At 61.4% G+C, this 12,677-nt stretch carries 21 protein-coding genes; all 21 read left to right on the top strand.

The genetic code is table 11. The features are described 5' to 3' along the window. The first annotated feature begins 14 nt into the window (after window positions 1–14). The 21 genes from fusA to rpsE all read left to right on the top strand — a co-directional run bounded on the left by fusA (window position 15) and on the right by rpsE (window position 12,611). Window positions 15–2,090, top strand: coding sequence for an elongation factor G (fusA, locus tag AB6N07_RS19000; protein ID WP_370674627.1), 2,076 nt, complete (start codon window positions 15–17; stop codon window positions 2,088–2,090). 51 nt (window positions 2,091–2,141) lie between these two features. Continuing rightward, window positions 2,142–3,332, top strand: coding sequence for an elongation factor Tu (gene tuf, locus AB6N07_RS18995; RefSeq protein ID WP_370674626.1), 1,191 nt, complete (start codon window positions 2,142–2,144; stop codon window positions 3,330–3,332). A gap of 65 nt (window positions 3,333–3,397) precedes the next feature. Then, the gene (gene rpsJ, locus AB6N07_RS18990; RefSeq protein ID WP_026782425.1) at window positions 3,398–3,706 is read left to right on the top strand and encodes a 30S ribosomal protein S10; all 309 of its coding nucleotides are present in this window, start codon (window positions 3,398–3,400) and stop codon (window positions 3,704–3,706) included. A gap of 29 nt (window positions 3,707–3,735) precedes the next feature. Next, on the top strand, window positions 3,736–4,443 hold the full coding sequence (rplC, locus tag AB6N07_RS18985; protein ID WP_370674625.1) for a 50S ribosomal protein L3: 708 nt from the start codon (window positions 3,736–3,738) through the stop codon (window positions 4,441–4,443). Beyond that, window positions 4,443–5,063 carry a 50S ribosomal protein L4 gene (rplD, locus tag AB6N07_RS18980; protein ID WP_370678279.1) on the top strand — a complete coding sequence of 207 codons (621 nt, stop codon included), beginning with the start codon at window positions 4,443–4,445 and terminating at the stop codon, window positions 5,061–5,063. Before rplC ends, rplD begins: the two co-directional genes overlap by 1 nt. Beyond that, on the top strand, window positions 5,060–5,353 hold the full coding sequence (locus AB6N07_RS18975) for a 50S ribosomal protein L23 (protein WP_026791947.1): 294 nt from the start codon (window positions 5,060–5,062) through the stop codon (window positions 5,351–5,353). Before rplD ends, AB6N07_RS18975 begins: the two co-directional genes overlap by 4 nt. 19 nt (window positions 5,354–5,372) lie before the next feature. Continuing rightward, the gene (gene rplB / locus AB6N07_RS18970) at window positions 5,373–6,212 is read left to right on the top strand and encodes a 50S ribosomal protein L2 (protein WP_370674624.1); all 840 of its coding nucleotides are present in this window, start codon (window positions 5,373–5,375) and stop codon (window positions 6,210–6,212) included. 15 nt (window positions 6,213–6,227) lie between these two features. Next, window positions 6,228–6,506, top strand: a complete 279-nt coding sequence (rpsS, locus tag AB6N07_RS18965) for a 30S ribosomal protein S19 (protein ID WP_370674623.1) — start codon at window positions 6,228–6,230, stop codon at window positions 6,504–6,506. Between the two features lie 3 nt (window positions 6,507–6,509). Further along, window positions 6,510–6,890 (top strand): 50S ribosomal protein L22, encoded by a 381-nt coding sequence (gene rplV / locus AB6N07_RS18960; protein ID WP_370674622.1) that lies wholly within the window; start codon window positions 6,510–6,512, stop codon window positions 6,888–6,890. Further along, window positions 6,890–7,672: a 30S ribosomal protein S3 gene (rpsC, locus tag AB6N07_RS18955; RefSeq protein ID WP_370674621.1), complete on the top strand. Its 783-nt coding sequence runs from the start codon at window positions 6,890–6,892 to the stop codon at window positions 7,670–7,672. The genes rplV and rpsC overlap by 1 nt, the downstream gene beginning before the upstream one ends. A 22-nt stretch (window positions 7,673–7,694) precedes the next feature. Further along, complete coding sequence (rplP, locus tag AB6N07_RS18950; protein ID WP_370674620.1) at window positions 7,695–8,108, top strand: 50S ribosomal protein L16; 414 nt, start codon at window positions 7,695–7,697, stop codon at window positions 8,106–8,108. An 89-nt stretch (window positions 8,109–8,197) separates the two neighbouring features. After that, the gene (rpmC, locus tag AB6N07_RS18945) at window positions 8,198–8,398 is read left to right on the top strand and encodes a 50S ribosomal protein L29 (RefSeq protein ID WP_370674619.1); all 201 of its coding nucleotides are present in this window, start codon (window positions 8,198–8,200) and stop codon (window positions 8,396–8,398) included. A gap of 11 nt (window positions 8,399–8,409) precedes the next feature. After that, window positions 8,410–8,652: a 30S ribosomal protein S17 gene (gene rpsQ / locus AB6N07_RS18940; protein ID WP_026791940.1), complete on the top strand. Its 243-nt coding sequence runs from the start codon at window positions 8,410–8,412 to the stop codon at window positions 8,650–8,652. A gap of 448 nt (window positions 8,653–9,100) precedes the next feature. Next, window positions 9,101–9,469 carry a 50S ribosomal protein L14 gene (rplN, locus tag AB6N07_RS18935; protein WP_026782414.1) on the top strand — a complete coding sequence of 123 codons (369 nt, stop codon included), beginning with the start codon at window positions 9,101–9,103 and terminating at the stop codon, window positions 9,467–9,469. 2 nt (window positions 9,470–9,471) lie between these two features. Further along, window positions 9,472–9,789, top strand: a complete 318-nt coding sequence (gene rplX, locus AB6N07_RS18930; protein ID WP_370674618.1) for a 50S ribosomal protein L24 — start codon at window positions 9,472–9,474, stop codon at window positions 9,787–9,789. Beyond that, complete coding sequence (gene rplE, locus AB6N07_RS18925) at window positions 9,782–10,339, top strand: 50S ribosomal protein L5 (RefSeq protein ID WP_370674617.1); 558 nt, start codon at window positions 9,782–9,784, stop codon at window positions 10,337–10,339. The genes rplX and rplE overlap by 8 nt, the downstream gene beginning before the upstream one ends. 20 nt (window positions 10,340–10,359) lie before the next feature. Continuing rightward, window positions 10,360–10,665 (top strand): 30S ribosomal protein S14, encoded by a 306-nt coding sequence (gene rpsN / locus AB6N07_RS18920; protein WP_370674616.1) that lies wholly within the window; start codon window positions 10,360–10,362, stop codon window positions 10,663–10,665. Window positions 10,666–10,678: 13 nt separating this feature from the next. Continuing rightward, window positions 10,679–11,074 (top strand): 30S ribosomal protein S8, encoded by a 396-nt coding sequence (rpsH, locus tag AB6N07_RS18915; RefSeq protein WP_026791936.1) that lies wholly within the window; start codon window positions 10,679–10,681, stop codon window positions 11,072–11,074. Between the two features lie 27 nt (window positions 11,075–11,101). Then, a complete protein-coding gene (rplF, locus tag AB6N07_RS18910; protein WP_370674615.1) occupies window positions 11,102–11,638 on the top strand; it encodes a 50S ribosomal protein L6 in 537 nt (178 codons plus the stop codon). Between the two features lie 10 nt (window positions 11,639–11,648). Beyond that, entirely contained in the window at window positions 11,649–12,008 is a 360-nt protein-coding gene (rplR, locus tag AB6N07_RS18905; protein WP_370674614.1) for a 50S ribosomal protein L18, read from the top strand. 30 nt (window positions 12,009–12,038) lie between these two features. After that, the gene (rpsE, locus tag AB6N07_RS18900; RefSeq protein ID WP_370674613.1) at window positions 12,039–12,611 is read left to right on the top strand and encodes a 30S ribosomal protein S5; all 573 of its coding nucleotides are present in this window, start codon (window positions 12,039–12,041) and stop codon (window positions 12,609–12,611) included. Window positions 12,612–12,677: the final 66 nt, after the last annotated feature.

Genomic DNA, 12,677 nt, shown 5'->3' with positions numbered 1-12,677 from the left:
AGGCGGAGACGAACATGGCTCGTACGCATAAGCTCGAGGACTACCGCAACTTCGGCATCATGGCCCACATCGATGCGGGCAAGACGACGACGACGGAACGCGTCCTTTACTACTCGGGCAAGTCCCACAAGATCGGCGAAGTGCACGACGGCGCTGCCACCATGGATTACATGGAGCAGGAGCAAGAGCGCGGCATCACCATCACGTCGGCTGCCACCACCACCTTCTGGAACGGCAAGCGCCTCAACATCATCGACACCCCAGGCCACGTCGACTTCACCATTGAAGTCGAGCGTTCGCTGCGTGTGCTCGACGGTGCTGTCTGCGTGCTGGACTCCAACCAGGGCGTCGAGCCGCAGACCGAGACTGTGTGGCGCCAGGGCGACAAGTACAACGTGCCGCGCATTGTCTTCTGTAACAAGATGGACAAGACCGGCGCCAACTTTGACCAGTGCCTGAGCGACATCAAGACCCGCCTCGGTGCGCGTCCGATTGCTCTGCAGCTGCCGATCGGTTCGGAGTCGAACTTCAAGGGCATCGTCGACCTCATCCGCATGAAGGCGGTCGTGTGGGAAGACGAGCAGCTCGGCGCTAAGTTCCACGACGAAGAAATCCCGGCCGACATGCTCGAGCGCGCCAAGGAATCGCGCGCCGAACTGATCGAAGCCGCCGTCGAGTTGGATGACACCGCCATGGAGGCCTACCTCGAGGGCAACGAGCCCGATGAGGCGACCCTTAAGCGGCTGATCCGCAAGGCGGTTCTGATTTCCGCCTGGTTCCCGGTTCTTGCTGGCTCGGCCTTCAAGAACAAGGGCGTGCAGACGCTGCTCGACGCTGTCGTCGACTACCTGCCGTCGCCGGTTGATGTGCCGCCGACCAAGGGTATCGATCCGAAGACGGAAGAAGAGATCGTTCGTCTCTCGTCCGATGACGAGCCGCTCGCCATGCTCGCCTTCAAGATCATCGAAGATCCCTATGGCGTGCTGACCTTCGCTCGCGTCTATTCAGGCGTGCTGCAAAAGGGTTCGACCGTCCTGAACTCGACCCGCGAGAAGCGTGAGCGCGTCGGTCGCATGGTTCAGATGCATGCCGACACCCGTGAGGACGTCGAGGAAGCCCGTGCTGGCGACATCGTCGCCTTCGTTGGCCTCAAGGACACCCGCACCGGCGACACGCTCTGTGACCCGTTGAAGCCCGTCATCCTTGAGAAGATGGAATTCCCCGAGCCGGTCATCGAGATGGCCGTCGAGGCTGCTACCAAGAGCGAGCAGGAGAAGCTTTCCATGGCTCTCCAGAAGCTGGCTTCCGAGGATCCGTCCTTCCGCGTCTCCACTGATCAGGAGTCGGGCCAGACGATCATCAAGGGCATGGGCGAGCTTCACCTCGACATCAAGATCGACATTCTCCGTCGTGCTCCGCACAACATCAAGGTGAACGTCGGCGCCCCGCAGGTTGCCTATCGCGAGACCATCCGCAAGAAGACCGAGATCGACTACACCCACAAGAAGCAGACCGGTGGTACTGGTCAGTTTGCCAAGGTGAGTTTTGTCGTCGAACCGGGCGAAGTCGGTACAGGCTTCGTATTCGAGAACAAGATCATCGGCGGTGTGGTTCCCAAGGAATACATCCCCGGCGTCGAGAAGGGCTTGAACTCGGTGATGACCTCTGGTCCGATCGCCGGCTTCCCGGTGGTCGACGTCAAGGTGACGCTGATCGACGGTGGCTATCACGAGGTTGACTCTTCGGCCATCGCCTTCGAAATCGCCTCCCGCGCCGCTCTGCGTGAAGCGATGGAAAAGGCTTCGCCGGCTCTGCTGGAGCCGATCATGAAGGTCGAGATCGTGTCGCCGGAAGAGTACGTCGGTTCCGTCATCGGCGACGTCAACTCCCGTCGCGGCCAGATCCAGGGCCAGGACATGCGCGGCAACGCCAATGTCATCACGGCCTTCGTTCCGCTCGCCAACATGTTCGGTTACGTGAACCAGCTCCGTTCGATGAGCCAGGGACGCGCCAGCTACACCATGCAGTTCGACCACTACGAGCAGGTCCCGGCTGCGGTCGCTCAGGAAGTCCAGGCCAAGTACGCCTGAGTTCCGGACCGTTGACCTCACCCGCTTACACGAGACAAAGGAAGATATCCGATGGCCAAGGAAAAGTTTTCGCGGACGAAGCCGCACTGCAACATCGGCACGATCGGTCACGTTGACCACGGCAAGACGTCGCTGACCGCGGCGATCACGAAGGTTCTTGCCGAGACGGGCGGCGCGACGTTCAAGGCCTATGATCAGATCGACGCGGCTCCTGAAGAGAAGGCGCGTGGCATCACGATCAACACGGCTCACGTCGAGTACGAGACGAAGAACCGTCACTATGCGCACGTGGATTGCCCAGGCCACGCCGACTATGTGAAGAACATGATCACCGGCGCGGCTCAGATGGACGGCGCGATCCTGGTGGTTTCGGCCGCCGACGGCCCGATGCCCCAGACCCGCGAGCACATCCTGCTGGCCCGTCAGGTCGGCGTTCCGGCGATCGTCGTCTACTTGAACAAGTGCGACATGGTCGACGATCCCGAGCTGCTTGAGCTGGTGGAGATGGAAGTGCGCGAGCTTCTTTCGTCCTACGACTTCCCCGGCGACGACATTCCGATCGTCAAGGGTTCGGCGCTGGTTGCCCTCGAGGGCGGCGATCCGGTCCTCGGTCATGACTCGATCCTCGAGCTGATGACCCAGGTCGATGCCTACATTCCGCAGCCGGACCGTCCGATCGACCAGCCGTTCCTGATGCCGATCGAAGACGTGTTCTCGATCTCCGGCCGTGGCACCGTGGTGACCGGTCGTGTCGAGCGCGGCATCGTCAAGGTTGGCGAGGAAGTCGAGATCGTCGGCATCCGTCCGACCACCAAGACGACGGTGACCGGCGTTGAAATGTTCCGCAAGCTGCTCGATCAGGGCCAGGCTGGCGACAACATCGGCGCTTTGCTGCGCGGCACCAAGCGTGAAGACGTCGAGCGCGGTCAGATCCTGTGCAAGCCGGCTTCTGTGAACCCGCACACCAAGTTCAAGGCGGAAGCCTACATCCTGACCAAGGAAGAGGGTGGCCGTCACACGCCGTTCTTCACCAACTATCGCCCGCAGTTCTACTTCCGCACGACCGACGTGACGGGCGTGGTGACGTTGGACGAAGGTGTCGAGATGGTGATGCCGGGCGACAACGTGACGATGAACGTCCAGCTGATCGTTCCGATCGCCATGGAAGAGAAGCTCCGCTTCGCCATTCGTGAAGGCGGTCGTACCGTCGGCGCAGGCGTCGTCGCTTCCATCGTCGAGTAATTGATCGTTTCGAGGTGATACGGGGCGGAGTTCGCTCCGCCCACGTCCCCTCTAGAGGTAAAGAAATGAACGGTCAGAATATCCGTATCCGTCTCAAAGCGTTCGATCATCGTATCCTCGATGCTTCGACGCGCGAGATCGTCAACACGGCCAAGCGCACGGGCGCACAGGTCCGGGGCCCGGTTCCGCTTCCGACTCGTATCGAGAAGTTCACGGTCAACCGCTCGCCCCATATCGATAAGAAGAGCCGCGAACAGTTCGAGATGCGCACCCACAAGCGCCTCCTGGACATCATCGATCCGACCCCGCAGACCGTGGACGCGCTGATGAAGCTCGACCTCGCGGCCGGCGTGGACGTCGAGATCAAGCTCTGAGAACAAGAGCCGGGTTGAGAGAGAACGCTATGCGCTCAGGTGTCATTGCACAGAAGGTCGGCATGACCCGCGTCTACAACGACGCAGGCGAGCATGTTCCCGTGACGGTTCTCAAGCTTGAGAACTGCCAGGTAGTTGCTCACCGTACCGAAGAAAAGAATGGCTATACCGCGATCCAGTTGGGAGCCGGTACTGTCAAGGTTAAGAATGTCTCGAAGGCGATGCGCGGCCACTTTGCCGTGGCGCAGGTCGAGCCGAAGCGTGAAGTTGCCGAGTTCCGGGTTTCTCCCGAGAACCTCATCGAGGTGGGTGCCGAACTAACGGCCGATCACTTCGTTGCTGGGCAGTTCGTCGACGTTACCGGTACCTCGATTGGTAAGGGTTTCGCCGGCGCCATGAAGCGCTGGAACTTCCACGGCGGTCGCGCCACCCACGGTAACTCGGTCTCGCACCGCTCGCTGGGTTCGACCGGTCAGCGTCAGGATCCGGGCAAGGTCTTCAAGAACAAGAAGATGCCTGGCCACATGGGCGATGAGCGCGTGACCACGTTGAACCTGAAGATCGTGCGCACCGACGCCGATCGCGGTTTGATCCTGGTCGAAGGCGCGGTTCCTGGCGCCAAGGGCGGCTGGATCCTCGTCCGCGACGCGGTCAAGAAGAAGCTTCCGGAAGGTGTTCCCACCCCGGGCAAGTTCCGCAAGGCGGCGCCCGCTGCGACCGCGGAGGCAGGTGAGTGATGGAACTCGAAGTCAAGACCCTCGATGGCGCTGTTGCCGGGACGGTCGCGCTTTCGGACGAGATCTTTGGTCTCGATCCGCGTGCCGACATCCTGCAGCGCGTCGTGCGCTGGCAGCTCGCCAAGCGCCAGGCCGGAACGCACAAGACTCTGACTCGTACAGAGATCACCAAGACCGGCAAGAAGATGTACCGTCAGAAGGGCACCGGTGGCGCCCGTCACGGCAACAAAGCCGCTCCGCAGTTTCGTGGTGGTGGCAAGGCTTTCGGTCCCGTGGTTCGCAGCCATGCGCACGATCTGCCCAAGAAGGTTCGGGCCCTCGGCCTGAAGCTTGCCCTGTCGGCCAAGGCCAAGGGTGCCAACATATTCGTGCTGGACGAGGCGATCGCCGCCGAGTCCAAGACGAAGGTCCTGAAGACGAAGCTCGCCGCGCTCGGTCTCACCAACGCGCTGATCATCGACGGAGCCAATCCGCAGGATCAGTTTCGCCTGGCGGCCCGTGCCATTCCGCAGATCGACGTGCTGCCCGTACAGGGCATCAACGTCTACGACATTCTGCGTCGTGACACGTTGGTTCTCACCAAGGCGGCCGTGTCGGCGCTTGAGGAGCGGTTCAAATGACCAATCTGAAGCACTACGACATCATTCGCATGCCGGTGGTCACTGAAAAGGCGACCATTCAGGCTGAGAACAACAAGGTGGTCTTCAACGTTGCCAAGACCGCGACCAAGCCCGAGATCAAAGCCGCCGTCGAGCAGCTGTTCTCGGTTAAGGTCAAGAGCGTCAACACGCTCGTGCGTAAGGGCAAGACGAAGCGCTTCCGGGGCATCATCGGTACCCAGTCCGACGTGAAGAAAGCGATCGTGACCCTCGAAGAGGGCCATTCGATCGACATCACGACGGGCCTCTGATCCGAGCGGCAGGACGATTATGGCACTCAAATATTACAAGCCGACGACCCCGGGCCAGCGCCAGCTGGTCCTCGTCGATCGCTCCGAGCTTCATAAGGGCGCGCCAGTGAAGGCGTTGACCGAGGGTCTTAGCAAGACCGGCGGTCGCAACAATCACGGCCGCATCACCGCTTATCATCGCGGCGGTGGTCACAAGCGCTCTTATCGTCTCATCGATTTCAAGCGTCGCAAGCTCGGCATGAATGCCGTGGTTGAGCGTCTGGAGTACGATCCCAACCGCACCGGCTTCATCGCCCTCATCAAGTATGAGGACGGCGAGCTGAGCTACATCCTGGCCCCGCAGCGTCTGGCCGTTGGCGACAACGTCGTCGCCGCGCCCGCCGCCGACGTGAAGCCCGGCAATGCGATGCAGCTGTCGGCCATTCCGGTCGGCACGCTCGTCCACAATGTCGAGCTGAAGCCCGGTAAGGGCGGTCAGGTTGCCCGCTCGGCTGGCTCCTACGCCCAGATCGTCGGTCGCGACCAAGGCTACACCGTTGTGCGCCTCAACTCTGGCGAACAGCGCAAGGTGCTCGGCACTTGCTTTGCCACCATCGGCGCTGTGTCGAACCCCGACCACTCCAACGTGTCGATCGGTAAGGCTGGCCGCAATCGCTGGCTGGGCAAGCGCCCGGTCAACCGCGGCGTGACGATGAACCCGATCGACCATCCGCACGGCGGCGGCGAAGGCCGCACCTCGGGTGGCCGTCATCCGGTTACCCCATGGGGCAAGCCGACCAAGGGCAAGAAGACGAGATCGAACAAGTCCACGGACAAGTTCATCGTCCGTAGCCGCCATGCGCGCAAGAAGTCGCAGTAAGAGAGAGGAACGACCGTGACTCGTTCGGTTTGGAAAGGCCCGTTCGTCGACGGCTACCTCCTCAAGAAGGCGGAAGTCAGTCGCGCGAGTGGCCGCAATGAAGTCATCAAGATCTGGAGCCGTCGCTCCACGATCCTGCCGAATTTCGTCGGACTTACGTTCGGCGTTTACAACGGCCTGAAGCACATTCCGGTGTCCGTGAACGAGGACATGGTGGGTCACAAGTTCGGCGAGTTCGCGCCGACCCGCACCTACTATGGCCATGGCTCGGATAAGAAGGCGAAGAGGAAGTAACCCATGGGCAAGCCGAAGCGTGAACGCACGCTCGCCGACACTGAGGCGCAGGCGGTGACCCGCAACCTTCGCGTCTCGCCGCAGAAGCTCAATCTTGTCGCGGCTCTCATCCGCGGCAAGAAGGTCAACACGGCGCTGGCCGATCTCACCTTCTCGCGCAAGCGTATTGCTGACGACGTGAAGAAGACGCTGGAGTCGGCGATCGCCAATGCCGAGAATAACCACGACCTGGACGTCGATGCTCTCGTCGTCAAGGAAGCTTTCGTGAGCAAGGGCCTCGTCATGAAGCGCTTCTCGCCGCGAGCTCGTGGTCGTGTCGGTCAGATCCAGAAGCCGTTTGCGAACCTCACGATTGTGGTTCGCGAAGTCGAGGAGACCGCCTGATGGGCCACAAAGTTAATCCGATCGGTCTGCGTCTCGGCATCAACCGGACCTGGGACTCGCGTTGGTTCGCGAGTAAGGCCGAGTACGGCGCGCTGCTGCACGAGGATCTCGCCATCCGCAAATTCCTCTTCGAGGAACTGAAGACGGCTGCGGTATCCAAGGTTGTCATCGAGCGTCCGCACAAGAAGTGCCGCGTCACCATCCACTCGGCTCGTCCGGGCGTGGTGATCGGCAAGAAGGGTGCTGACATCGAGAAACTGCGCAAGCTGATCGCCAAGTTCACTTCCTCGGAAGTGCATCTCAATATCGTCGAGGTGCGCAAGCCCGAGACCGACGCGACACTGATCGCCGCGTCGATCGCCCAGCAGCTCGAGCGTCGTGTGGCTTTCCGCCGTGCGATGAAGCGTTCGGTGCAGTCGGCGATGCGTCTCGGTGCCGAAGGCATCCGCATCAACGCCGGTGGCCGTCTCGGCGGCGCCGAAATCGCTCGTCTGGAGTGGTATCGCGAGGGCCGCGTGCCCCTGCATACGCTTCGTGCCGACATCGATTACGGCATCGCCACCGCCCACACCGCTTACGGCACCAACGGCCTGAAGGTCTGGGTGTTCAAGGGCGAGATCCTGGAGCACGACCCGCTCGCTTCCGAGCGTCGCGCGCTTGAGGGTAACGAAGGTGAACGTTCTGGCGGCGACCGCCGTCGTGAGCGTGACAATCCCCGTGGCGACCGTGAAGGTCGTGGCCGTGGCCGTGGTCGCGAACGCGACGGCGATGGTGCGCGTTAACTAGAGTTTTGGGAGAAGGACGATGCTTCAACCGAAGCGCACCAAATTCCGTAAGCAGTTCAAGGGCCGCATCCATGGCGTGTCCAAGGGCGGTACCGACCTGAACTTCGGCGCTTTTGGCCTCAAGGCCATGGAGCCCGAGCGCGTCACCGCGCGGCAGATCGAGGCGGCTCGCCGCGCGATCACCCGCCAGATGAAGCGTATTGGCCGAGTCTGGATCCGCGTGTTCCCGGACGTTCCGGTCACCGCTAAGCCGACCGAAGTCCGTATGGGTAAGGGCAAGGGTTCACCGGAGTTCTGGTGCGTCCGCATCAAGCCCGGCCGGATCATGTTCGAGCTCGACGGCGTGCCCGAGGAGGTTGCCCGCGAGGCGCTCCGTCTCGGCGCGGCCAAACTTCCGATCAAGACGCGCTTCATTCAGCGCATTGCCGAGTGATCCGCAGGGCGCCCGCCCGGAAGGTCGATAACCTTCCGGCAAGCGGGTGCCGATCGGAAGACCGGCCCTACTGTTAGGACGAGAAAACGATGAAGGCGAACGACGTTCGGGCCATGACGCCCGACCAGCTCGAGGACGAGATGGCCAAGCTGAAGAAAGAGCAGTTCAACCTGCGCTTCCAGAAGGCTACGGGCCAGCTCGAGAATACGTCCCGCGTGCGGGTCGTGCGTCGCGACATCGCCCGCATCCAGACGGTTCTGCGCGATAAGCGCGCGATTGCGAACGCTTAAGGAGAGACGAGTTGCCGAAGCGCATCCTGCAAGGCGTCGTCGTCAGCGACAAGACCGACAAGACGGTCGTAGTTAAGGTGGAGCGTCGCTTCACCCATCCGGTGCTCAAGAAGACCGTGCGCCGGACGAAAAACTACCAGGCGCATGACGAGACGAACCAGTACAAGGTCGGGGACGTGGTTTCCATCGAGGAAAGCAAGCCCATTTCCAAGACCAAGCGCTGGGTTGTGCTCTCCACCGCAAGCGCAAGCTGAGCGGGTGAGATAGCTGCCTCCGGCACCGACCGTGGTGTCGTGCGAGGTGGAAAGCTGCCAGAGACGGGCGCTTTTGGGCGATTGTCTCTAAATAGCATCCCCGGGTCATTGACTTCCGACTCGGAGAAGCTTATGCGGCAGACGCTAGTTTCAGAACGGAATGGCAGTCTATGCCGTTCCGTTTCGGATTGTTTAGTCGGGTAGCCTGAGGGCGCCACGACCTGACGGCGAAAACGAGACATCTAGCTTCGTTTTCCTGTCGCCCTAAGAGGCGGTGGGGTAGGAGCTAGGCCTCCCAGGCTGCGGATACGGCCAGGGACTGGGATGAACTCGAAAATGAGGGTCCGGCACGCCGTACCCCTATTTTCCGAGTTCCAAAACAAAGTCGCTGTCCATCTGCGTCTTCCGGCGCCGGTGGGCGCATGCATCAAGATAAGGCGGCCAAGTCATGATTCAGATGCAAACCAACCTCGACGTGGCGGATAATTCCGGCGCACGTCGTGTTATGTGCATCAAAGTGCTCGGCGGCGCGAAGCGGCGGTACGCCTCGGTGGGCGACATCATTGTCGTCTCCATCAAGGAAGCCATCCCTCGTGGTCGCGTGAAGAAGGGCGACGTGATGAAGGCGGTCGTGGTCCGCACGGCCAAGGACATCCGGCGCACGGACGGTTCGGTCATTCGTTTCGACAAGAATGCCGCCGTTCTCATCAATAACCAGAAAGAGCCGATCGGGACTCGTATCTTCGGACCGGTTCCGCGCGAACTTCGCGCCAAGAACCACATGAAGATCATCTCGCTCGCCCCGGAGGTTCTGTAACCATGGCCGCCAAGATCAAGAAGGGCGACAAGGTTGTGGTTCTCACAGGCAAGGACAAGGGCAAGACCGGTGAGGTCATTGAAGTCCGTCCGACCGAGAATCGCGCTTTAGTCCGTGGCGTCAACATCGTTCGTCATCATCAGAAGCAGTCGGCCAAGTCCGAGGGTGGCATCGTCGCGAAGGAAGCGGCGCTCGACCTTTCGAACCTCGCTGTTGCCGATCCCAAGGACGGCAAGCCGACCCGCGTTGGTTTCAAACTGCTCGACGACGGTCGCAAGGTCCGCTTCGCCAAGCGTTCTGGAGATGTGATCGATGGCTGATGCGGTTTACATTCCGCGCCTCAAGCGCACCTACGACGAGACCATCCGCGCGGCTCTCATCGAACAGTTCGGTTACAAGAACACGATGGAAGTGCCCGTCGTCGAAAAGATCGTCCTGAACATGGGCGTCGGCGAGACGGTTGCGGACGGCAAGAAGATCAATTCGGCCGTCGGCGATCTGACCCTCATTGCCGGCCAGAAGCCGGTGATCACCAAGGCTCGTAATTCCATCGCCACGTTCAAGCTGCGCGAAGGAATGAATATCGGTGCCAAGGTGACGCTTCGCCGTCAGCGCATGTACGAGTTCCTCGACCGCCTCATCACCATCGCCTTGCCGCGTGTGCGTGACTTCCGTGGTCTGAACCCGAAGTCCTTTGACGGCCGTGGCAACTTTGCCATGGGCATCAAGGAGCACATCGTTTTCCCCGAGATCGAGTACGACAAGGTCGATCAGGTCTGGGGTATGGACATCATCGTCTGCACCACGGCGAAGACTGATGACGAGGCGCGCGCGCTTCTCAAGGCCTTCAATTTCCCGTTCCGGCAGTGACGAGAAGGGTTCGGATTTAAATGGCTAAGAAGAGCGCCATCGAGAAGAACAAGCATCGCCAGAAGCTGGTGAAGCAGTTCTCCGCCAAGCGTGAGGCCCTCAAGGCTGTCGCGGGTGACAAGTCGCTGTCGATCGAGGAGCAGTTCGCTGCTCGCCTGAAGCTCGCCGAGCTTCCGCGCAACTCGTCGCCGGTGCGTGTCCGCAACCGCTGCGAAGTCACCGGCCGTCCGCGGTCCTATTATCGCAAGCTCAAGATGAGCCGTATCGCCCTGCGTGAGCTGGGGTCGCTCGGTCTCATCCCGGGCCTTGTGAAGTCGAGCTGGTAAGGAGAGCGGTCCCATGCCGATGACCGATCCTTTGGGTGATATGCTCACCCGCATTCGTAATGCCCAGATGCGCAAGATGTCGAAGGTGTCTACGCCGGCCTCCAAGCTGCGTAAGAACGTCCTTGATGTCCTGGTCGCTGAGGGTTTCCTGCGCGGTTACGCCGAGGTTGATGCCGAAGGCCGTACCGAGTTCGAGATCGAGCTCAAGTACTATGATGGCCTTGGTGTCATCCGTACCATCGAGCGCGTCTCCAAGCCGGGCCGCCGCGTTTACGCTTCGGTTAAGAACCTCCCCCGAGTTGCCAACGGCCTCGGCGTGTCGATCCTCAGTACCCCCCGGGGTGTGATGGCCGACCACGACGCTCGTGAGCAGAATGTCGGTGGTGAAGTTCTCTGCCGCGTCTTCTAACCTTCGACTGGAAACGGGTTAAAAACCATGTCGCGCATTGGCAAGAAGGCTGTTCCGGTCCCTTCGGGGGTCACGGCCGACATCGCTGGGCAGACCGTTTCGGTCAAGGGACCGAAAGGTACGCTCACTTTCGCTCTGAACGAGCATGTCAACGTCGTTAAGACGGAAGACGGTTCGATCAAGATCGATCCCAAGGACGAGTCCAAGCTGGCTCGCGCCAGCTGGGGTATGTCCCGCACGCAGATCGCCAACCTGATCAAGGGTGTGACGGTCGGCTTCGAGAAGAAGCTCGAGATTACAGGCGTTGGCTACAAGGCGGCGCTTCAGGGCAAGACCCTGCAGCTCTCGCTGGGCTATAGCCACGACGTCGCCTATCCGGTGCCGGAAGGCATCGCGATCGTCGTTCCGAAGCCGACAGAAATCGTCGTCTCCGGTATCGACGCCCAGCGCGTCGGTCAAGTCGCCGCCGAAATCCGCAAGTACCGTCCGCCGGAGCCCTACAAGGGCAAGGGTGTAAGGTACGCGGGCGAGTTTATCGTCCGCAAGGAAGGCAAGAAGAAGTAAGGGGACGATCATGGCTCACCTCACCGGCAACGATCGCCGCCGCGCCCGCGTGCGCCGCGCGATCAAGGCGGCGGCCAACGGTCGCCTCCGGCTCTCCGTGCACCGCTCGTCGTTGCACATCTATGCTCAAGTTATCGATGACGTTCAGGGTCGCACCCTGGCGTCCGCGTCGACTCTCGACAAGGACGTCCGCGACGCTCTGAAGACCGGGGCCAACGTGGCCGCGGCCGCCGTGGTCGGCAAGCTCATCGCAGAGCGCGCCAAGGCGGCGGGGGTGACTGCGGTCATCTTCGATCGTGGTCAGTTCCTGTACCACGGCCGCATCAAGGCGCTGGCGGATGCCGCCCGCGAGGGCGGACTCGACTTCTAAGGCCGGTCCCGATCGAGAGAGACAAAGACAATGGCTGAACGTGAACGCAACAACCGGGATCGCAACGACGAGCGCGACAGCGAGTTCGTCGATCGCCTGGTCCATATCAACCGCGTCGCCAAGGTGGTGAAGGGTGGTCGTCGCTTCGGCTTCGCCGCGCTCGTCGTCGTTGGCGATCAGAAGGGCCGGGTCGGCTACGGCCACGGCAAAGCGCGCGAAGTGCCCGAGGCCATTCGCAAGGCGACGGAAGCCGCCAAGCGTGCCCTCGTGCGCGTGCCGCTCAAGGAAGGCCGGACGCTGCACCATGACGTCGCAGGGCGTTGGGGTGCCGGTCGTGTCTACGTGCGCACCGCTCCGGCTGGTACCGGCATCATCGCCGGCGGCCCGATGCGCGCCGTGTTCGAAACGCTTGGCGTCCAGGACGTGGTGGCCAAGTCGCTCGGTTCCACCAATCCCTACAACATGATCCGCGCTACCTTCTCCGCTTTGGCGAACGAAGATAGTCCGCGGTCGGTTGCCGCCCGCCGTGGTCTCAAGGTTTCGACCTTGCAGTCCCGTCGTCGCGACATTGACCCGGAAGCTGCGGCGTCGGCCGAAGGCTGATGGATATCGAACGGGGGAGGGGGATCTCTCCCTCCTCATTCGTAAACTGGCTTTCGTAAGGTGAAA

This window comes from Pleomorphomonas sp. PLEO, from assembly GCF_041320595.1.
GTDB lineage: Bacteria > Pseudomonadota > Alphaproteobacteria > Rhizobiales > Pleomorphomonadaceae > Pleomorphomonas.
Note: the sequence above shows the minus strand (reverse complement) of the source record. Positions and strands in the feature narration are given on the sequence as shown.